Below are 19,409 nucleotides of genomic sequence, written 5' to 3' on the forward strand. Positions count from 1 at the left end.
CCCGGCGCCGCTCAGCGGCGCAGGAACTGCGGCCCCTGCACCGGCAGCCGGAAGGACGGGTCCCCGCCCGGTGCGGGGGACACGTGCTGCGGGTAGCCGTAGGCGGGCGGCGCGGCGGGCGGGGCCTGGGTGGGCGCCACCACGGGGGCCGGGGGCGCGGTGACCGGCGCCGGCGGCCGCATCGCCGCCGTCCGGTCGGCCTGCCCGGCCGCCGCGGCCTCCGCGTCGCCGGCGCCGTCGTCCACCGAGATCCCGTGGTCGGTGGCCAGCCCGACGAGCCCGTTGGAGTACCCCTCGCCCAGCGCGCGGAACTTCCACCCCTCGCCCCGGCGGTAGACCTCCCCGCACATCAGGGCCGTCTCCGCTCCCGTCTCGGGCCGCACGTCGAAGTAGGCCAGGGGTTCGGTGCCGCCGCTGACCGTGGCGTCGTAGAGCAGGATCCGCAGGTCGCCGACCCGCTCGAAGGGCACGTCCTCGGCCGAGACGACCACCAGCACCCGGTCGACCCAGCCGGGCACCGAGACCAGGTCCATCTGGACGGCGTCGGTGACCGCGTCGCCGACCCGCTTCTTGCCCAGGCGCCAGACCGCCCCGGAGGGGTGCCGGGGCTGGTTGTAGAAGACGAAGTCCTCATCGGAACGCACACGGCCGTCCGTCCCCACGAGCAGCGCGGAGGCGTCCACGTCCGGCACCTCGGTCCCACCGGTCCAGCGCAGCACCGCCCGGACCGCGGCGGCGGTCACCGGGATGTTGGAGCCCTTCTGCATCGCGTGCGTCATGGCGGTCATCCTGCCCTCCCGGGGCGGGCCGGGACAATGCGGGCCCCCCGGAGTGTCGTGCGCGGGCCTTACGGGGGTACGCGGGACCTGTGCGTGGTGCAAGAGGGTTACCCGAACTTCATGTGCCCGAGGAACCCCGGGAACGCATTCGTACGTACTATTACCGGCCATGCCAGTTGGGCCGCCGAGGCAGTACGGGGGAAGCACATGCGTCATTTCGGGCACATATCACCCACTGTCCGCAAGGACCTCTTCCATCAGGAGCCCGTCGAGTTCTCCTCCGCTTCGCCCGCCCGTACGCTCGCGGCGGCGCTCGGCGCGACCCTCTACAGCCCCGCCACCCGCCCCCACCTCGCGGCCGACGTGGCCAAGCAGGCGGGCCGCGGCGTCGTCTCCATGGTCCTCTGCCTGGAGGATTCCATCAGCGACGCCGATGTCGCGGGCGGCGAGGAGAACCTCGTCCGGCAGTTCGCCGAGATCGACGCGAGCGACGCGGAAGCCCCGCTGCTCTTCATCCGGATCCGCGAGCCCGAACAGATCCCCGACATCGTCCGGCGCCTCGGGGCCTCGGCCCGCCGCTTGGCCGGATTCGTACTGCCGAAATTCACGGAGAGTCGCGGAACCGCCTTCCTCGACGCCGTCGGACAGGCCGAGGAGGCCGGCGGGCGCCGCTTCTACGCGATGCCCGTCCTGGAAACCCCCGACCTGCTCCACCTCGAAACCCGCGTGGAGGCCCTCGCGGGCATCTCGCGCACCGTCAACGCCTACCGCGACCGCGTCCTCGCGCTGCGCCTGGGCGTGACGGACTTCTGCTCGGCCTACGGCCTGCGCCGCACCCCCGACATGACGGCCTACGACGTCCAGATCGTCGCCGGCGTGATCGCCGACGTGGTCAACGTCCTCAGCCGGGCCGACGGCACAGGTTTCACCGTCACCGGGCCCGTCTGGGAGTACTTCCGCAGCCAGCAGCGCCTCTTCAAGCCCCAGCTGCGCCGCAGCCCCTTCCTGGAGGAGGGGGTCGAGGAACTGCGCACGGCGCTCATCGAGCACGACCTGGACGGCCTGCTCCGCGAGATCGAACTCGACCGGGCGAACGGTCTGCTCGGCAAAACCTGCATCCACCCCGCACACGTCACCCCCGTGCACGCGCTGTCGGTGGTGTCGCACGAGGAGTTCAGCGACGCCCAGGACATCCTGCGCCCGGAGCGCGGCGGTGGTGGAGTGATGAGATCGGCTTATACGAACAAGATGAACGAGGTGAAGCCCCACCGGGCCTGGGCCGAGCGCACCATGCTGCGCGCGGAGGTCTTCGGTGTGGCCAAGGAGGAGGTCGGCTTCGTCGACCTCCTCACCGCCGGACTCCGGGTCTGACACCCGGTGCGTCCGGGCCGGGTGTCGTCGACGAGGAAGGGCAAGGAGATCGAAGCGGTGCGGTCGGGAACAGCGGTGTGGTCGGGAACGTGGGTCGCGGAGCGGCTGGGCGTCGCCCTGGAGGAGGCGCCGGGCCGGGCGGGGCCGGGCCCAGTGGCGGGCGCGGGTGCCGCAGCGGGGCCGGACGGCCCGGCTCCGGATGCCCCGGCGCCTGATGTTCCGGCCGCCGGGCCGCGGCTGACCGAGCTGCTCGGGCTGGCCCTGCGCCGCAACCCCAAGCGGGCGCACCTGCTGGTGTCCCGGGTGCTCGGCAAGCACGTGCCGCAGTCGCCGGCGGTGGTCCACGGCGCCGGGTACGGGCTGGGGCTGCGGGTGCGCGAGCTGCTCGGCGAGGCGGCGGCCGCCTCCGCCGTGGTGCTCGGGTACGCCGAGACCGCGACCGGGCTCGGCCACAGCGTCGCCGACGGCCTCGGAGCGGCCCCCTACCTGCACTCCACCCGCCGCCCGGTGCCCGGCGTCGCGCCCGCCGGGGGCTTCGAGGAGGCCCACTCGCACGCCACCTCGCACCTGCTGCTGCCGGAGGACCCCGCGCTGCTGGCGGGGGCCGGCCCGCTGGTCCTGGTCGACGACGAGTTCTCCACGGGCAACACCGTCCTGAACACCATCCGCGACCTGCACGCACGCCACCCGCGCGAGCACTACGTCGTGGTGGCCCTGGTGGACATGCGCTCGCCGGCCGACCGCGCCCGCCTGACCGCCTTCGCCGACGGCCTCGGCGCCCGCGTCGACCTGATCGCCCTGGCGAGCGGCACCGTCCGGCTCCCGGAGGGCGTCCTGGAGCGGGGCACGCGGCTCGTGGAGGAGTACGAGGCGCGGGCCGCCGCGGGGGGTGCGGGTGCCCCGGGGGCGTACGAGCCCTCGCGCGCTGAGGACCGTAGGCACCCCGCGTCCGCCCCCGCCGCGCCCCCCGTACGCATACCCCTCGACTGGCCCGCCGGAGTCCCCGACGGGGGCCGGCACGGGTTCACGCCCGCCCACCGCGCCCGGCTGGAGGCGGCCCTGCCCGCCCTCGGGGCGCAGCTCGCCCGCGCCCTGGGCGAGCGCCCCGGGCGGGTCCTCGTCCTCGGCAACGAAGAGCTGATGTACGCCCCGCTGCGGCTCGCCCTGGCGCTGGAGGAGAGCGGGGCCGCCGCCGAGGTGCGCTTCTCCACCACCACCCGCTCGCCCGTCCTGGCGGTCGACGACCCCGGCTACGCGATCCGCACCCGGCTCGTCTTCCCCGCCCACGACGACCCCGCCGACGGGCCCGGCGAGCGCTACGCCTACAACGTCGCGCCCTCGGCCCGCGTCGGCGCGGGCGGCGAGGGTGCCCGTTTCGACACCGTGGTCGTGGTGGTGGACTCGGCCGGCGACACCCCGGCCCTGCACGCCCCCGACGGCCTGCTCGCCCGGCTCGCCCCGCACACCGGGCGGATCGCGCTGGCCGTCGTACCGTCCTACGTGCCCGCGCCCGTAGCCGTCCCCGTATCCGACGACCGGCGGGAGCCGATCATGCCCGAGCCCCTGCGCGGACCCGCGTTCTCCTCCTACCCGGCCGAGGACGTCGGCTGGCTGCTCCAGGACCTCTCCGACCGCGCGCTGGAAGCGCCCACCGAGGAGCGCGAGGAGGCGATCCAGGCCGGCGGCGCGCACTACGCCGAGTCCCTGCCCGTCGAGTACCAGCCCAGCGCGCATTACCAGGAGCTGTACCGCAGCGCCCTGACCGCCTCCGCCGCCCGGATCGCGCGCGCCGTCGGCACCGTCACCGAGACCGTCCTCGCCGAGCGGTCCCCGCGTCCCGTGCTGGTCTCGCTGGCCCGCGCGGGCACCCCCGTCGGGGTCCTGATGCGCCGCTGGGCGCAGCTGCGGCACGGCCTGGACCTGCCGCACTACGCCGTGTCCATCGTGCGCGGCCGGGGCATCGACGCCAACGCGCTGCGCTGGCTGGCCGCCCACCACGACCCGGCCGACGTCGTCTTCGTCGACGGCTGGACCGGCAAGGGCGCCATCACCCGCGAACTGAAGGCCGCGCTCGACGCCCACCGCGAGGAGACGGGGGGCCCGGGCTTCGACCCCGAGATCGTGGTCCTCGCCGACCCGGGCGGCTGCGTGTCGACGTACGGCACCCGCGAGGACTTCCTGATCCCCTCGGCCTGCCTCAACTCCACCGTCTCCGGGCTGATATCGCGGACCGTGCTGCGCGCCGACCTGGTCGGCCCGGACGACTTCCACGGCGCCAAGTTCTACCGCGAGCTGGCCGGCGCCGACGTCTCCGTCGAGTTCGTCGACACCGTCGCCGCCCGCTTCGACGAGGTGGCGGAAGCCGTCGACGCGGAGGTCAAGGAGCTGCTCGCGGCCGACCGCGCGCCGACCTGGGAGGGCTGGGCGGCGGTGGAACGGATCAGCGAGGAGTACGGCATCCACGACGTGAACCTGGTCAAGCCGGGCGTCGGCGAGACCACCCGCGTGCTGCTGCGCCGCGTGCCGTGGAAGATCCTGGCCCGGCGCGGCGCCGGGGCGGACCTGGACCACGTGCGCCTGCTCGCCGAGCAGCGCGGCGTGCCGGTCGAGGAGGCCGACGGGCTGCCGTACACCTGCGTAGGACTCATCCATCCCCGCTTCACACGCGGCGCCACGGGCGCCGACGGAAAGGCTGTGTCCGCCAAGTGACCGTTCTGGTAGCCAGTGATCTCGACCGTACGCTCATCTACTCGGCGGCGGCCCTCGGGCTGACCATGCCGGACCCGGTGGCCCCCCGGCTGCTGTGCGTCGAGGTGCACGAGAGCCGCCCGCTCTCCTTCATGACGGAGACGGCGGCCGCGCTGCTCGCCGCGCTCACCGCCGACTCCCGCGTGGTGTTCGTCCCGACCACCACGCGCACGCGCAAGCAGTACCAGCGGATCCGCTTCCCCGGCCGCCCCGCCCCCTACGCGATCTGCGCCAACGGCGGCCAGCTCCTGGTCGACGGCGCGCCCGACCGGGACTGGCGGCGCCAGGTGGCCAAGCGGCTCGCGCAGGAGTGCGCCTCGCTGGAGGAGGTGCACGGGCACCTGCTGGACACCGCCGACCCGCTGTGGCTGCGCAAGGCGCGCGTCGCCGAGGACCTCTTCGCCTACCTGGTGGTGGAACGGGACCTGGTGCCCGACGCCTGGCTGAAGGCGCTGGCCGAGTGGGCCGAGGCGCGCGGCTGGACCGTCTCGCTCCAGGGCCGCAAGATCTACGCCGTCCCGCGCCCGCTGACCAAGAGCGCGGCGATGCGGGAGGTGGCCCGGCGCACCGGCGCCGCGCACACGCTGGCCGCAGGCGACTCGCTGCTGGACGCGGACCTGCTGGAGGCGGCGGACGAAGGCTGGCGGCCCGGCCACGGCGAACTGGCCGACGCGCAGTGGCACGCACCCCACGTGCAGGCCCTCGGCGCCAAGGGAGTCGTGGCGGGTGAGGAAATCCTCCGCCGGATGGGCGCCGCGGTGGGCAGACTGAGCGCATGAGCAAAGGCAACAGCACCAAGATCACGGCCGAGTTGTACGCGTACATGCTCGCCCACAACCCGCCGCTCGACGAGGTCCAGCGCGCACTGATCGCGACGACCGCCGAAAAGTTCCCGGACGCAGCCGGCATGCAGTCGGCCGAGGAGCAGGGACCTCTGCTGGCCTTCCTCGTCCGGCTGACCGGCGCCCGCCACATCGTGGAGGTGGGCACCTTCACCGGCTTCTCGTCGTTGTCGATGGCGCAGGCACTGCCCGCGGACGGACGGCTGATCGCCTGCGACGTCTCCGAGGAGTGGACGGCGTACGGGCGCGAGGCGTGGGCCGCAGCGGGTGTCGCGGACCGCGTCGAACTGCGGATCGGGCCCGCCCTGGACACGCTGCGCGCGATGCCCTTCGAGGAGCACATCGACATGGCCTACCTCGACGCCGACAAGCAGAACCAGGTCGCCTACTGGGAGGAGCTGGTCCCGCGCATGCGGCCGGGCGCTCTGATCGTCACGGACAACACCCTCTTCCACGGCACGGTGCTGGACGAGTCGGCGACCGGCTCGGCGGCCGGGGTCCGCGCCTTCAACGAGCACGTGGTGCAGGACAAGCGGATGGAATCCGTGATGCTGGCCATCTCGGACGGCCTGACGCTGTCGCGCAAGCGGACCTGACGGGCCTGACGGGCCGGGTCCGGCGGAGGCCGGACCCGGAGGCGTCGGTCGGCGGCGTCGGTCAGCCGCAGCCTCCGCCGCCGCAGCAGCCGCCTCCGCCCCCGCCGCCCGCTCGGGCGGGCGCGGGGGCAGAGCTGGTGCCGCCGACGGCGACGGCGGACAGCAGCTTGACGGTGTCGCCGTGCCCGGCGGGGCAACTCGCGGGCGCGGCGGACTCGGCCATGGGCCGACTGACCTCGAAGACGTCCTCGCAGGTCCGGCAGCGGTACTCGTAACGTGGCATGCGCACAGGCTAGACGGTCGGGGGCCGTCCGGTCGGCCTGGTGACCCCGGGGCCGCCTACCCGCCGCTGCGGACGAGGGACCGCTGCTCGCGGGCCGCCGCCTCGGGGTGCCGTGCGCGCCAGTACGGGTTGTCGTGCGGCAGCGCGCTGCCCACCCGCCCGTACATCCCGAACCACATCAGCATCACGCCGACGACGAAGCTGAACAGGACGTTCTGGATCCGGAACGCCAGGAAGTTCAGGCCCGTGTCCAGCAGGGCGAGGTTGACGAACCCGCTCGCGATGAAGAGCAGCCCCAGCGCGATGTTGAGCGTCGAGGCGAAACCGCCGCCGATCACCATTCCGAGGAGCAGCAGCGCGCCGATGCAGATCGACAGGACGCTCAGCGTGCCGTTGGTGTTCAGGGCGAGCACGGTGTCCCCGCGGGTGTCGAAGAACCCGATCCGGTCGATGAGGCCGAGGACCCCGAAGACGACCAGCAGCAGCCCGGTCAGCCCGGCGCCCACCCGGTAGACCTTGCTGAGCTTGTGGTCGGTGGGCAGGTGCTCGTCGAGCCGCGCGTTGACGGGGCGCATGAGGCGCCGCAGCGGATCGAGGGAGACGAGGGCCGGCTGCGTGGCCCGGGCCGCACCGGCCTCGTGGGCGACGTAGGGCGCGTAGGACTCATGGGCCTCGTGGCACCCGTAGGCCGCGTGGGCCGCATGGTGCTCTTGGGGTAGGGACGGTGCGGGTGACGTGGGCGGTTCGTGGGGGGCGAGAGGCTCATGGGGCACACGGGACCTGCGGGGCCTGTGGAAAGCGTGGGCAGCCATGGCGCCCTCCTCTGTTCCGGCGTGGCCCCTCAAGCATCCACCGGCGCCCACCACCGGACAACCCGGACGAACGGGGCCCTTGCCCTCAGCCGCCGCCGCGCCGCCCCCGCATGTCGTTGACGACCCCGGCCACCGATGCCCGGATGCCCTCCATCTCCTGGAGGAAGTGCCAGTAGTCGGGATGACGCCCCTCCAGGCCGGCCAGCGCCCGCTCCACCCGTGCCACCGCCTCGTCCAGCGGCCGCGCGTGCCGCGGATCGGGGACGCTGCGCCCCTCCATCGCGAGGCGCTGCGCGTCCCGGATCGCGAACCGCGTCCGCTGGACCTCGGCCTCCGGATCCTTGGCCACCGCTTCCAGCCGGGTCAGCCGGTCCTGGGCGGTCGACACGGCCCCGTCGACCGCGTCGAACAGCTCGCGGACGACCGTGATCAGCGCCGTGGCGTCCCCCCACCGCTGCTCATGGCGCGCCACGGCGGCCTCCGCCAGCCGCTCCTCCGCCTGTCGTACGGAGGCCAGCGCCTGCTCCGGTACGTGCTGCAGGTCCTGCCAGCAGTCGGCACTGAAGCGGCGTCGCAGCTCGCTGAGGACCGGATCCACCCGGTCCGCCCGGTTGCGCAGCGCCTGCGCCCGCGTCCGCAGGCTCGCCAGGCGGCGGTCCATCTCGGCCGCGCGCTCCGGCAGCCGGTCCGCCTCCGCCCGCACCGCCTCCGCGTCCCGCAGGATCCGGTCGGCGCGCTGCACCGTCGCGGGCACCCCGTGCTGCGCGGCGCCCTGGTTGAGCATGGTCAGCTCCGGGCCGAGCGCCGCGAGCCGCGCGGCCAGATCATCGGCGCGCATGCCGGCGGCCCGTACGGCGTCCAGCGCGTTCGCCGCCGCCAGCAACGCGGCCTTGGCCCGCTCCCGCGCGGGCGCGACCCGCGCCAGCTGCGACTCCGCGTTGTCGAGCAGCGGCCGCAGCCCCTGGTCGAACCGCTCCAGCTCCCCCTTGACCCGCACCAGCTCGTCGCGGGCCCGCTCAAGCTCCCGCTTGGCCCGCGCGGCGACCGCGCCGTCGAGATCGTCCCGGTCGAGGTCGTGCGCGTCGACGGCCTCGATGTAGGCCTGACTGACCTCGTCGATCCGCCGCCCCAGCTCGGCGAACCCCTCGACCGCCCGGCGCCCGGCGGGAGACCCGTCCGCGGCCGTGATCGTCTCTATCGAGATCCGCAGATCCCGCTGCGCGGTGTCGAGCTCGTAGAACGCGGCGGCGGCCGCATCCTTCGCGGCCTGCGCCTCCGCCCGCCGGCTCTCGTCCCGCCCACCGAACCACCGCCGGGAAGCCGTTGTCACAATCCCTCTCCCGTACCGCGTCCACCCGCGTCCACCCTGCCCTGCCCTCATTCTCCCCCAAGAGATCGCGTTTGCGTCCGGGGTCCACCGCCCATGTAGGCTGTCCACTCATCCACGGGTGCGTAGCTCAGGGGTAGAGCGCTGCTCTTACAAAGCAGATGTCGGCGGTTCGAAACCGTCCGCGCCCACCAGTGCAAAGGCCCCCAACCGATCATGGTTGGGGGCCTTTGACATCTCCATCTGACATCAACGCAGGCGGTCAGGGGCGGTCGTGCCGCCGCCTGAGCAGCCGGTCCATGTGCCCGATGGCCTCGCGCTGGGTGTCCTGCACGACGTGTGCGTAGACGTTCATGGTGACGGCGATCTGCGAGTGCCCGAGGATCTCCATTACGACCCGGGGCGGGACGCCAGCAGCGGTCAGCAGGGTCGCCGTCCCGTGCCGCGCGTCATGGAGTCGGATCACCCGGAGCCCGGCGTCCTTGGCCACTCGGGTGAAGGACCGGTAGACGTTCCGCGGCTCGATGGGCCGCCCAGTCCGCGTCGTGAACACGTACCCGGTCTCCTCCCACTTCGCCCCGGCCTTGGCCCGCATCTCCGCCTGCTTCATCCGCTGCCAGCGCAGGGGAGCGACGCAGATCCCGGGAAGGGGGAGGGTCTGCCGACGCCGCTTGCCCTTGGGGTCGTCCTCGTACGCCTCGCCGCCGACGCGCTGCCGCTGGGTCCGGATCCGGATCTCGCGCTTGTCGAGGTCCACGTTCTCCCAGCGGAGTCCCACGATCTCGCCCCGCCGGAGGCCGAGTGCGATCGCCAGCACGAAGGCGGCGAACAGCGGGTCCTTGCGGCCCGCGGCGAGGAAGTCGAGGGTCTCCTGAAGGCTCCACGGCGCGATGTCCCGGGCGTCGACGGTCGGGGGTTCCACGAGGGTGGCCACGTTCCGCGTGACCAGTTCCTCCCTGACAGCCGCAGTGAGCGCGGTCCGCAGTACGCGGTGGGACTCCTTGGCGGTCGCGGCGCCGTTTGCCTTCTTGAGTTGCACGAGGACCCGCCGGACATCACCAACGCCCAGTGATTCGAGCCGCTTGGTTCCGAGCGACGGCACGAGGTAGAGGCGGACGTGGGTCTCGTACTTCGCGTAGGTCGTGCGCTTGCGGTGGGGCTTCACGATGTTGTCGAGCCAGTACGGCAGCCACTCGGAGAGCTTCGCGGACCGCGTCGGCACGGGCACGCCCTGGTCGACCTTGGCGAGCAGCTCCCGGCGCTTCACATCGCACTCCGCCCAGGTCTTGCCGTAGGCGAACTTGCGGGCCCGGGTGCCGTCAGGCTGGAGGACGTACACGGCAGCCTGGAAGCGGCCGTCCTTGCGCTGGGTGATGGTGCCCGCGCCGTTCGGGTTGCGCTTGCGCTGGGCGGCCATCAGGCAGCCTCTGCGATCTCGTGGTCGATGAACTCGCGGACGGAGTCGGCGGGAATGCGGCGGGCGCGGCCGATGGTGATGGACACGAGTCGCCGTGACCGGATCAGGTCGTAGACGGTCGAGCGCCCGAGCTTGAGCCGCTGCATGACCTCGGGCACGGTCAGCAGTTCGGCGGTGGCGGTGGTCATGACGCGGCTCCTTCGAGGGCTAGTTGGTCGTGCAGGGCTTCGCGGGCGGTCTGGCGGTTGAGCTGGATTCCGTGGGCGATGGTGGCGGCGAGAACGGACTCGCCAGGGGTGTGGCCGTGCCCGGCGTACTGCCAGGAGGCGAGGACGAGCACGGTCTCCGGCTCGACGTCGGGGAGCCCCCGGGCGGCGTGTTCCTGGGCGGCGCGGTAGTCGGCGCGTGTCTGTCGGAGGGCGCCGAGGGTGGTGGAGTACTGGCGGGACTTGGTGGAGAAGTGGCCGCGGAAGCCGAGCATGTGGGCCCAGCGGACGAGCATCCGTTCGGGGTAGAGGGGTTGCAGGGCAGCGCAGGCGGCCATCAGGCGGCGGGCGTGCTCAGGTATCGCGAGCCGGGCGAGGTCTTCACCAAGGCCGGTGCCGTGGCAGCGGGTGCATCGGCCTAGGGCGGAGTCGGGGTGCGGGTAGCGGTTGGAGAGGCCGGTTCCCCGGCATTTGCGGCAGTGCACCGGGGTGTCGGTGGTTCCCGTGGTCTCAGCGGCTTTGGTGGCGTACTTGGCCACATAGGAGGCGACTGCCTGCTCGGTGACGTCGGAGCCGTCTCCGAAAGCCTTGATGGGGCGGACGTCGAGCTGGGTGCCCCAGCGGAGGGTGCGAGCGGGCTGGTCTCCAGCGGCCGGGACCTGCACCGAGGTGTACGCGTGGGCGACCGCGGCCCGGATCGAGGCGTCGAGGAGTTCGGTGGTGGCCCAGGCAGGCGGCGGGGTGTCCGGCCCGACAGGTCCGTCGATGCGGATCACGGCATGGAAGTGGATGGCGCCGCGCTTCTGGAACTCGGCGACCTTCCCGTAGGAGATCCGGGCGACCTCGATCAGTTCCCGCTGAGTCAGCCCAGCGGAGGCGGCGATCTCGCGGCGGAGACGCTTGGCGAACCGGTCCCACAAAGTGCCGGCCAGGTTGTTGAAGAGGACGGCGCCCGCGTAGTCGTACGTGTCCGGGTTGAGGGCGGTGCCGAGGGTCGGGTCCCCGTCGGTGTGGCTGGTACCGCAGCGGCAACGGCCGGAGGCGGGCCGGTTGTGGACCGGGCCGAAGGACGGGGCGGTGAGGGTGGCGAAGACGCGGGGGTGTTCGCGGACCGTGGCCGGGATGTCCCGGCGGTCGTCCCCGGCGAGCCCGGCGCGGATCAGGTGGTAGGTGTCGCCCGCGTAGGTCCAGGCGCAGGAGGGGCAGCGGGAGGCGCGCCGGTTGCCGCATGCGATCCGGAGCCGGGTTCCGGGCTCGTTCGCGGTCGAGTACTGGTGCAGGGTCGCGCCGGTGGTCTTGTCCTTGGTGACGGTCCAGCCGGTGATGTGGATCGGGTCGGAGCAGCCGCCGGTGCGGCGGATCTGGTCTTCCCAGCGGGCGTAACCGGGAGCCCCGGCCACCGTCAGCATGTCGCCGAGGAGGCCGGGGTCCAGGTCCGCGAGGGTCGCGGAGTCGATCACCAGCGTCGCCCCCGTCGTGCTTGGGGGGTGTTGGCGTTGTCGGAGGAGGGCCCCGAGGTCGAGCCGCTGGGCTTGCGGCTCACCTCACCGCGGGAGGCGTCGTGGTCCTCGTGGGCGTAGCGGACTCGGTGCTGGAAGACGTTTTCGGCGCCGAAGTCCTCGGCGACCTGGTCGAGGTCGTACTTGAAGCGGTCGTCGTCGCTGATGGACGGCTTGCGGTTGAAGATGCCCATCAGGCGTGCACCCCCACGCGCTTGGTGCGGGTCACGGTGCCGGTGCCGTGGCAGGCCGGGCAGTGGGCGGTGATCGTGCGGCGGTGACCGGCCGGGGTCCGGCCGCCGAGGGTGATGGCGACGGAGGCGTGTCCGTCGCAGTTCGGGCAGACCTGCCCGGGGGTGTGGGTGTGCTGGGCCATGATGGTGCTTCCTTCCGGATCTGCTGGTTCGGGCGGGAGTTCGGCTCCGGGACGGCGGAACCTTGGCGGTTGAGGCCGCCCCGGGGCCGGTCAGCGGCGGTTGTGCTGGTTGAGCAGGGAGCGCAGGACGACGGCGCAGACGGCGACCGAGGCGCCGGTAATGGCGACGGCCAGGAGCATGGAGACCAGGACCGCGCCGACGACGAGGACGACACCGGTTCCGGCGGCGACGGTGGTGACGAGGGCGGCCGGAGTGAGGCGGATACCCGCCACCTGGACGCTGGTGCTGGCCGGGGCGGGGGCCGGGGCCACCGGGGTGTGCTGGCAGTGGCAGGCCGGGACGGTGGTCGGGCCGTAGGTGATGTCCCCGGTGGCCGGGTTGACGAGCGGGGCGACGAGGCCGGTCGGGAGCGGGTTGACCGGGATCTTGGGGTGGATCATCAGCGGGTTCTCCCTTCGTGAGGCGGTTACTTGATGGCGGCGTCGATGGCGGGGGCGAGCAGGCTGTTCGCGAGGAGGTAGCCGCCGAGGAGGATCACGGCGACGAGCCACCAGGGCGGGCGGATGAGCTTCACGGCGAGGACACCGACGACGATCACGGCGAGCCAGAGCGGTACCTGCATGACGGGTCTCCCTCAGGGGGTCAGCGGGGCGGGCAGCGGTGGGACTGGGCGGCGAGTTCGGCGGCGGTGCGGCTGGTGTAGTTGGCGGACCAGTCGCAGCGCGGGGCGGTGCAGGCGGCGGCGTGGGCTTCGCGTCCGTAGCGGTCGGTGTAGGTGCCGACCTCGACCGGGCCGATCCGGCGGACGTCGCGGAAGCGGTAGCGGGGCATCAGTGGTTCTCCTTTCAGGCGAGTTGGGCGGCGATGGCGTCGGCCATCGGGGCGGGGACACCGAGGCGGGTGCGCAGGGTGCCGGGGTCGATCCGGTTGCCGGTGCGGGTGTGGTGGTCGACGGCGATCTTCCGGGCGTAGCCCAGGAGCGCCTCAGGGACGGCGGGCGCAGGAGTCGCGGGCAGGGCCGGGGCGGGATCCGAGGCCGGGAGTTCGGCGACCGGTTCATCCCGTGCGGGCGGCTCGGGTTCGGAGTCCGGGATGTCCAAGGCCTCTGGCGCCACCTGGACCTCGACCTTGTCTGAGGGCCTGGTGGGATGGTCGGCAGGGGCGTGGACGAGGAGGGTTCCGCCGAGGAAGGCGAGGGCGGGCCATCCGGCGACGAGGATCCGTAGCCAAGCCGGGACGGCGTGCAGGTTCAGGAGTCCGGCGGTGGCGACGTTCGCGCCGAGGGACGCGGCCAGGGCGACGGCGAACCAAGTCCACGCCGAGCGGGTCGGTTCTCCCGCATCCCGGAGGAGCCGGAGGCGGCGCCAGGCGGCGACGAGGAGCAGGTCGACGCTGACCGGGTAGGCCCAGGCCTTCCAGCCGCTCTGTCCGGCTGCTTCGGCCAGGTCGTGGAGGTGTGCGAAGGACAGGGCGCCTGCGATGACGGCTTGTACGAGGACGGCGTCCGGGCGGAACGTGGTGCGCATCACGGGTCCCCCTTCCAAGGGGTTAGGCCAGCGAGCTGGTCAGTCGGCGAGGGCCTCGCCGGTGCCCCAGCAGTCGGAGCACAGGGCGCTCTGGCGGTTGGTGGTCTCGCGGCCCTTGCGGCTGCCGACCCGGACGGTCTCCGTGGTCTCTCCGGTGCCGGCGCAGGGCGCGCACTTCTGCGGCACCGGAGCAGGTGTGGTCTTGCGGGTGGTGGTCTTCCTGGTGGTGGCCATGGCGGGTGCCTTCCGGTTTTGGGCATGGCGGGGGTAGGGACATGGCGCGCGGCGGTCGCGGCGGCCGGTGGGAGGGGTGGTGCTCAGACGGTCTGCGGGGCCTTGGGCTCGGCGGCCGGAGCGGGGTGGTGCGGGCGGAAGTCGGCCAGAGCGGGGACGTCCGGGGTGAGGTGCTCGTACGCGGCGCAGGCGGTGACGGCATCAGCGAGGGTGACGTACGGGGAACGGATGCGAGCCCAGCCGCCGGAGGTGAGGCCGATGACGGCCGTGCCGGGGCGTTCGGCGGCGATGGAGGTAGCGGCGCCGACGGCGCGGAGGCTGATGTCTCCGAGCGCCATCTTGGCGGAGGCTTCGTCGTTGACGCGGTGAGCGACGCGGCCGGTGAGCTGGGCGCGCAGGGCGGTTGCTCCGGGGCCGAGTTCGGAACCGAAGCGCTGCCCAGAGACCTCCAGGTACATCGCTGCGGCACGGCCGAGCTGAGCCAGGCGGACGAGCTGGGTGACCATCTGGTCCCGGCGCTTCTCGTCGGCCCGGTGGGCGATCAGGAATAGCTCCGCGACCTCATCCACGAACACGACTATGGGCACGGGGCGGATTTCCTCGGGCAGGCCCCAGACGTCGGAGGTGATCGACTCCAACGGCAGGTCCGGCGCGAGGTGCTGCGAGGCTCGGATCAACTCGAAGCGGCCCGTCATCTCCTCGACCAGCGCGTCCAGCAGATCGGCAGCCTGTTCCGGGGTGTAGGCCAGGGCGGACAACCGGCGGGCGAACGGCGCCAGTTCCACACCCCACTTGCAGTCGATTCCCACCAGCGCTACCCGCTGCGGAGCCAGTCCCTTGACCAGTCCGCGCAGATAGACCGACTTCCCCGACTCCGTCGCACCCACGACCAACTCATGCGGGCTGGTACGGAAGTTCCTCACGTGCACAGCGCCATCCGCCCTCAAGGCCACCGGGACTTGGAGGAGGCCCGCGGGCAGCTTGCGCGGCATGTGGACGATCCGTAGAACGTCGTAGCTGATGAGCCGGACCTCAAGGAACCCCGGCTTGAGCGCCTTGACGTGCACGCCGTGCATCCGCCACGAGTGCCGCAGCCGCTCCGTAGCGGCGTCGAAGTCGAGGACTTCCTGACCGGGCAAGATCCGGATCCGCAGGACCAGCCCCGAGCGGGTGATCCGGATCCGCCGCAGCTTCGGCACCACCCGGGCAGGCACCCGGTCCAGCGCGGCCGCCAGGATGACTCGCGAGCGCGACGGCGGCTCGCTCAGCCCGCAGGCCTCCATCACCGAGCGGTATGTCCATGCCAGCCGAACCACGGTGAGCAGCCAGCCGAAGCCCAGCCAGTACCAGACCGGACGCTGCCAGCGCAGCAACCCCAGCCCCGCGATGACCACGGCTAAGCCGACCAGTGCGACGAGCTGTTCCCCGTTCACCGGGATCAGGCCTTGACAGGGGCGGAGATGGCGGTGACGGCGGCGGCGCGGAAACTGATCCCGTGCCGCTTCTGGCCGTTGAACTCGTTCTCCCAGGGTCGGGCTACGAGTCCCGTCAAGGCCACCGGGGTGCCCATGACCAGGTCTGCCGCGACACCGGGCATCGGTACCGCCACGGACAGGACCTCGGCTTCACCGTTTGCGGCGAACAGCACGTCCACCGTCATCATCTGGGCACCCGTTTCGGCGTCGACCGCGATCTCACCGGTACGGCGGTCCTTGATCTTCGGAGCCGGAGGCAGGGCCACCATCACCAGGGCAGCCGCCGTGTCGACGGGAATCTGACGCATGCAGATCACTCCTCTATAGGGGTGGGACTCCGTCACTCATGTATAGGAGTGACATGAAGAAGAGTGCCTGACTCCTATACATGAGTCAACCCGCCGCGTAAGAAAACTCGCGGCGGGCTGGGGGGAGTTGAGCGACCGTCAGTCGGCTGCGGGGATCCGGTACTCGAAAACGAACTGGTCAGCGGCCATAAGGGTGTCGCAGACCTCGACAACCCGGCCCTCTTCGGTGACCGCATCGCGGAGTAGGTGAACTACTGGCGCACCAGGGCTCAGGGCCAGTTCCGACGCCTCAGCCTTGGCTGCTGGCCGAGCCTGCAACGTCTCCACGAACTCTGCGAAGACATGGCCGTGGTCCTCAAGCCGGGCGTAGATGCCGCCACCCCCAGGGTTCTCCGCGAACAGCTCGGGGATGTCCTTCACCACGTCCCACGGCAGGTAGGAAGTCGCAGTCTCCACGGGGACGCCGTTGCGGAAGTACAACCGCCGACGGGCGAGCACCTGAGCCCCGACATCGACCCCCAGCCGACCGGCGATATCCGCGGCCGCATCCATCGGACCGATGTAGATGACGCTGACCTTGGCGGTCGCCCCCGACTGCTCCGACTCAGCGAGGTACGCAGCCTTGCCCCCTCGGCGCAGCGACCGGCGGAACCGGTCCGAGGAGCGGTGACGCACTGGCGGGCGATCTTTGACGTACGAGCCCTTGCCGTGCCGAGTGTCCACGAGGCCGCTCGCGCGGATCTCCAACATGGCCTTGCGAATCGTGCCGCCCGAGACGCCGTAGCGATCGACCATGTCGGCCTCACTCGGCACTTGATCGCCGGGCCCGAGAACACCCGCCCGGATCTGCTGGACGATGTCCTCGGCGATCTGCAAGTACCGAGGTACGGCCTTGCCCCCTCCTACTGCTGTTCCCATGGTCCTTCACTTCCTCTTATGCTCATGTACATGAGTAACAGCGCTCAGTCTCCACGGTCAACGCCCCGCCACTCCGTGTCCGTAGCCGGTGTGGTGGTACGAGATGACGGGCGACTGCTGGCGATCCGGCGCGCGGACAACGGGGCGTGGGAGCTGCCGGGCGGGGTGCTGGAGCTGGAGGAGACTCCCGAAGAGGGCGTACGGCGAGAGATCCGGGAAGAGAGCGGGATCGAAGTCGAGGTCGCGGAGCTGACCGGGGTCTACAAGAACGTCACCGTGGGAGTAGTGGCCCTGGTGTTCCGGTGCAAGCCTTCCGGGGGCGCGGAGCGTACGTCCGACGAGTCGACGGCCGTCCAGTGGCTCACACCAGAGGAGGTGTCCGAGCGGATGTCCGGGGTCTACGCGATCCGGCTGCTGGATGCCCTGGACGGAGACGGGCCCCACGTACGGAGCCATGACGGGCGCCAGCTGATCACGGTGCGGTGAGAGTTTCCCTACTTCATCAAGGCACCCGCCGCGCACGCGCGGCGAGCGCGGCCCGTCGCCCGGGCCTGCGCTCCTGTCTGCGCCCCGCTCCAGCCCGGCCGTCGGCCCGCGCGCTGAACAGCTCGGGGTTGATGGTGGGAGAACCCGTCCGTGGATCGGTAACCCTCGGCTCCACTGCTCTAGCCCTTCCCATCCGGGACCGACGCCGACTCTGACCAGGGCACCACCTGCACTCACTGGGCAGAGCTCAAACACCGGGGACACGACGAACAGTCGCGGGCGCCGCCTGAGTCCGTACGGGAGCCGGCCAACGTGCGGTGCGGAGCTTGCCGCCAGGTGCGGGCCAAAGCGGTGCCTCCGGCGGGGGCGCTCCGGCTCCGGGGGAGGGGGGCGGTCGGGCGGGCGCGGCTTGTTTGTGGTGGGGGTGGGGGCTGTTATCCCGCCTGCCGCCGTCCCAGGGCAAGCCATAGCAGACCAGGCACCAGGGGCCCAGGTCGTTCGTCCAGCGGGGCGCTCCACCTGGGCCCCTGGTGCCTGCCCTGCTATCACTCCGTGTGGGACGACGGCAGACGGGATGACAGCAAGGGTTTGTTGTGGTTGACGTCCTCGCGGGTGCGGCAGGCAACGTACTGCGCCGAATTTACTACGCGACAAGCCTGGGGTCTCTACAGTCGTCTTCATGCCCCGCAACGGTCGATCGACCCCGGAACGGTATAGCTGGTTGCCGCATAAAGCCGTGCGCGCGTGTGAGCGCTTATCTAAGAGGCATTCCGCGCTATTTGGAGAGGCGCGCCACTTTATGATCGACGTGGCTGCATTTGTTGCCGTCATGGCGTACCCGGCACGAGGCACACGGAGGAGCCGTCAAGATATTCTCGACGGCTTGACTCTCGTAGTTGAGATGAAGGTCCTTGCCGAATCATCAGAGGAGCGCCTGCTGCGCGAGGCGCGACGCCGCGGTATCACTTTCCAGGAAATAGCCGAAGCTATGGCCATGCGGAGCAGGCAGGCAGCTGAACAGCGATTTATTCGACTTGCGGGAGGCAATGGGACGACGGAGCAGGCTCACATGAATCGTCGCCGCCGGGAGCGCTTCGGGTACGAGGTGGATGCTCAGAGTAGGCATGAGGACCACATGTGGAACCTTGGTGCGGCGTTTCGGTCACTGGCTCTCGATTCGCTCCTTCCCGAGGAGATTGCAACGGAGGAAGGGGGCCCCTGAGTTCCGTCGCTCCCATTTCGGATTGATGGAGAAGGAATAGTGCCCCAGTTATCGCCGTAATCTGCTCGGGCGAGACGAAGTTAGAGCATGCCACGAGAAATGCAGCCAAGATGACGGTTCGCATACTCGAGGTCCGTGTGAGGGGTTTGGTCCATTCCTGCAATTTCCTGCGCACCAGCACAACCTCCATGTTGATGTCGATTGGAGTGTCGGTGTGTCAAGAATGACAGCCTGAAAGCGGCGGGTTTCAATCGAAAAAATATTATCCGGTGCTATAAGGGCCCACCGGTGCTGAGCATGCAGGTGGCGACCACAGCGGTCTCGGCAGGGACCGTCCAAACTGTCAACTATTGATTGACTAGCGGGCTCCGGCTAGACCGTCCAGCGGTGGCTGTTGCCCGGAGCCGTGTCCGGGGCGTGCATCTGTCCGCGCTTGGTGCGCCTTCCGCGCTCACAGCGTCCGCGTCACTATCCGTATGACCTGACGTCGAACCTTTGGGGACGGTGGTTAGCGGTGGCACAGCCGAGGTGTGGGGCGCGGACGAAGGCCGGCGGGCGCTGTAGGAGGCTGGCGGTCAGTGGGACCTCTCGCTGCAGCCTGCACCAGGGGCCCTGGTCGGCCTACGGTGTTGAGCAGGAGAAGATACGGCAGGCCAAAGCGAAGATGAAGAAGCTACGGAACAGGTAGCCACGCCCGCATGTGGCGGTAACGGCTGACATCCGCAGCTGACATCAACGACTACAGACCGGGACAGCTTTGAGCGGTGACGCCGGTACAGCGCGTCCCGTCGTTTGGGGACCCTTGGTGGGGGCTGGGCGAGCTTACAAAGCAGATGTCGGCGGTTCGAAACCGTCCGCGCCCACCAGTCAAAAGGCCCCCCGCCGATCCTTGGGTTCTAGGAGTCGTCGCAACACCCCAGTTCAAGGGGTGCGATGGAGTTCGAGATCCGCAAGGTGCGGTCGGTGGCCCAAGGCCCGAGGAA

23 protein-coding genes and 1 tRNA gene are annotated in these 19,409 nt (G+C 71.1%); 6 read left to right on the forward strand and 18 right to left on the reverse strand.

Features of this window, described 5'->3' with window-relative positions; genetic code table 11:
• Positions 1 to 11 precede the first annotated feature (11 nt).
• Positions 12 to 779, reverse strand: a complete 768-nt coding sequence (locus ABZY31_RS16170) for a TerD family protein (RefSeq protein WP_356410301.1) — start codon at positions 777 to 779, stop codon at positions 12 to 14.
• 207 nt (positions 780 to 986) lie between these two features.
• Here ABZY31_RS16170 and ABZY31_RS16175 point away from each other — a divergent pair, with 207 nt between their 5' ends.
• From ABZY31_RS16175 to ABZY31_RS16190, 4 genes are read left to right on the forward strand one after another with little or no spacing between them, the layout of a single operon-like run.
• A complete protein-coding gene (locus ABZY31_RS16175) occupies positions 987 to 2,150 on the forward strand; it encodes an HpcH/HpaI aldolase/citrate lyase family protein (protein ID WP_356410218.1) in 1,164 nt (387 codons plus the stop codon).
• A gap of 57 nt (positions 2,151 to 2,207) precedes the next feature.
• The gene (locus ABZY31_RS16180; RefSeq protein ID WP_356410221.1) at positions 2,208 to 4,859 is read left to right on the forward strand and encodes a phosphoribosyltransferase; all 2,652 of its coding nucleotides are present in this window, start codon (positions 2,208 to 2,210) and stop codon (positions 4,857 to 4,859) included.
• Positions 4,856 to 5,677, forward strand: a complete 822-nt coding sequence (locus ABZY31_RS16185; RefSeq protein WP_356410224.1) for an HAD family hydrolase — start codon at positions 4,856 to 4,858, stop codon at positions 5,675 to 5,677. Before ABZY31_RS16180 ends, ABZY31_RS16185 begins: the two co-directional genes overlap by 4 nt.
• Entirely contained in the window at positions 5,674 to 6,336 is a 663-nt protein-coding gene (locus ABZY31_RS16190) for an O-methyltransferase (RefSeq protein WP_356410227.1), read from the forward strand. The genes ABZY31_RS16185 and ABZY31_RS16190 overlap by 4 nt, the downstream gene beginning before the upstream one ends.
• A gap of 61 nt (positions 6,337 to 6,397) precedes the next feature.
• Here ABZY31_RS16190 and ABZY31_RS16195 read toward each other — a convergent pair whose 3' ends face one another.
• The 3 genes from ABZY31_RS16195 to ABZY31_RS16205 form a co-directional block, all read right to left on the reverse strand.
• On the reverse strand, positions 6,398 to 6,619 hold the full coding sequence (locus ABZY31_RS16195; protein ID WP_356410230.1) for a zinc ribbon domain-containing protein: 222 nt from the start codon (positions 6,617 to 6,619) through the stop codon (positions 6,398 to 6,400).
• Between the two features lie 56 nt (positions 6,620 to 6,675).
• Complete coding sequence (locus ABZY31_RS16200) at positions 6,676 to 7,194, reverse strand: DUF4383 domain-containing protein (RefSeq protein ID WP_356410302.1); 519 nt, start codon at positions 7,192 to 7,194, stop codon at positions 6,676 to 6,678.
• Between the two features lie 322 nt (positions 7,195 to 7,516).
• A complete protein-coding gene (locus ABZY31_RS16205; protein ID WP_356410233.1) occupies positions 7,517 to 8,761 on the reverse strand; it encodes a hypothetical protein in 1,245 nt (414 codons plus the stop codon).
• Positions 8,762 to 8,877: 116 nt separating this feature from the next.
• On the opposite strand from ABZY31_RS16205, the gene ABZY31_RS16210 reads away from it, so the two are divergent.
• A tRNA-Val gene (locus tag ABZY31_RS16210) sits at positions 8,878 to 8,952 on the forward strand.
• A gap of 68 nt (positions 8,953 to 9,020) precedes the next feature.
• Here the strand turns inward: ABZY31_RS16210 and ABZY31_RS16215 are convergent.
• The 13 genes from ABZY31_RS16215 to ABZY31_RS16275 form a co-directional block, all read right to left on the reverse strand.
• Positions 9,021 to 10,175 carry a tyrosine-type recombinase/integrase gene (locus ABZY31_RS16215; protein ID WP_356410236.1) on the reverse strand — a complete coding sequence of 385 codons (1,155 nt, stop codon included), beginning with the start codon at positions 10,173 to 10,175 and terminating at the stop codon, positions 9,021 to 9,023.
• Positions 10,175 to 10,363 (reverse strand): helix-turn-helix domain-containing protein, encoded by a 189-nt coding sequence (locus ABZY31_RS16220; RefSeq protein WP_356410239.1) that lies wholly within the window; start codon positions 10,361 to 10,363, stop codon positions 10,175 to 10,177. Before ABZY31_RS16220 ends, ABZY31_RS16215 begins: the two co-directional genes overlap by 1 nt.
• Positions 10,360 to 11,790: a replication initiator gene (locus ABZY31_RS16225; protein ID WP_356410304.1), complete on the reverse strand. Its 1,431-nt coding sequence runs from the start codon at positions 11,788 to 11,790 to the stop codon at positions 10,360 to 10,362. The genes ABZY31_RS16220 and ABZY31_RS16225 overlap by 4 nt, the downstream gene beginning before the upstream one ends.
• Positions 11,791 to 11,837: 47 nt before the next feature.
• Positions 11,838 to 12,074, reverse strand: a complete 237-nt coding sequence (locus ABZY31_RS16230) for a hypothetical protein (protein ID WP_356410241.1) — start codon at positions 12,072 to 12,074, stop codon at positions 11,838 to 11,840.
• Entirely contained in the window at positions 12,074 to 12,256 is a 183-nt protein-coding gene (locus ABZY31_RS16235) for a hypothetical protein (RefSeq protein WP_356410244.1), read from the reverse strand. The genes ABZY31_RS16230 and ABZY31_RS16235 overlap by 1 nt, the downstream gene beginning before the upstream one ends.
• A 90-nt stretch (positions 12,257 to 12,346) precedes the next feature.
• Positions 12,347 to 12,697, reverse strand: coding sequence for a SpdD-like protein (locus ABZY31_RS16240; RefSeq protein ID WP_356410247.1), 351 nt, complete (start codon positions 12,695 to 12,697; stop codon positions 12,347 to 12,349).
• A gap of 26 nt (positions 12,698 to 12,723) precedes the next feature.
• Positions 12,724 to 12,879: a hypothetical protein gene (locus ABZY31_RS16245; protein WP_356410249.1), complete on the reverse strand. Its 156-nt coding sequence runs from the start codon at positions 12,877 to 12,879 to the stop codon at positions 12,724 to 12,726.
• Positions 12,880 to 12,899: 20 nt separating this feature from the next.
• On the reverse strand, positions 12,900 to 13,088 hold the full coding sequence (locus tag ABZY31_RS16250) for a mobile element transfer protein (RefSeq protein ID WP_356410252.1): 189 nt from the start codon (positions 13,086 to 13,088) through the stop codon (positions 12,900 to 12,902).
• A 14-nt stretch (positions 13,089 to 13,102) separates the two neighbouring features.
• On the reverse strand, positions 13,103 to 13,783 hold the full coding sequence (locus ABZY31_RS16255; protein ID WP_356410255.1) for a DUF2637 domain-containing protein: 681 nt from the start codon (positions 13,781 to 13,783) through the stop codon (positions 13,103 to 13,105).
• Between the two features lie 39 nt (positions 13,784 to 13,822).
• Positions 13,823 to 14,017: a hypothetical protein gene (locus tag ABZY31_RS16260; protein ID WP_356410257.1), complete on the reverse strand. Its 195-nt coding sequence runs from the start codon at positions 14,015 to 14,017 to the stop codon at positions 13,823 to 13,825.
• A gap of 83 nt (positions 14,018 to 14,100) precedes the next feature.
• Entirely contained in the window at positions 14,101 to 15,396 is a 1,296-nt protein-coding gene (locus tag ABZY31_RS16265) for an FtsK/SpoIIIE domain-containing protein (RefSeq protein ID WP_356410307.1), read from the reverse strand.
• A 59-nt stretch (positions 15,397 to 15,455) separates the two neighbouring features.
• Positions 15,456 to 15,800: a hypothetical protein gene (locus tag ABZY31_RS16270; RefSeq protein WP_356410260.1), complete on the reverse strand. Its 345-nt coding sequence runs from the start codon at positions 15,798 to 15,800 to the stop codon at positions 15,456 to 15,458.
• A gap of 138 nt (positions 15,801 to 15,938) precedes the next feature.
• Positions 15,939 to 16,718, reverse strand: a complete 780-nt coding sequence (locus ABZY31_RS16275; RefSeq protein WP_356410263.1) for a GntR family transcriptional regulator — start codon at positions 16,716 to 16,718, stop codon at positions 15,939 to 15,941.
• Between the two features lie 18 nt (positions 16,719 to 16,736).
• On the opposite strand from ABZY31_RS16275, the gene ABZY31_RS16280 reads away from it, so the two are divergent.
• On the forward strand, positions 16,737 to 17,204 hold the full coding sequence (locus ABZY31_RS16280) for an NUDIX domain-containing protein (protein WP_356410266.1): 468 nt from the start codon (positions 16,737 to 16,739) through the stop codon (positions 17,202 to 17,204).
• 922 nt (positions 17,205 to 18,126) lie between these two features.
• Here the strand turns inward: ABZY31_RS16280 and ABZY31_RS16285 are convergent.
• On the reverse strand, positions 18,127 to 18,330 hold the full coding sequence (locus ABZY31_RS16285; RefSeq protein ID WP_356410269.1) for a hypothetical protein: 204 nt from the start codon (positions 18,328 to 18,330) through the stop codon (positions 18,127 to 18,129).
• Positions 18,331 to 19,409: the final 1,079 nt, after the last annotated feature.

The sequence above is a fragment of the Streptomyces sp. NPDC006529 genome (genome assembly GCF_040611795.1).
Classification (GTDB): Bacteria; Actinomycetota; Actinomycetes; order Streptomycetales; family Streptomycetaceae; genus Streptomyces.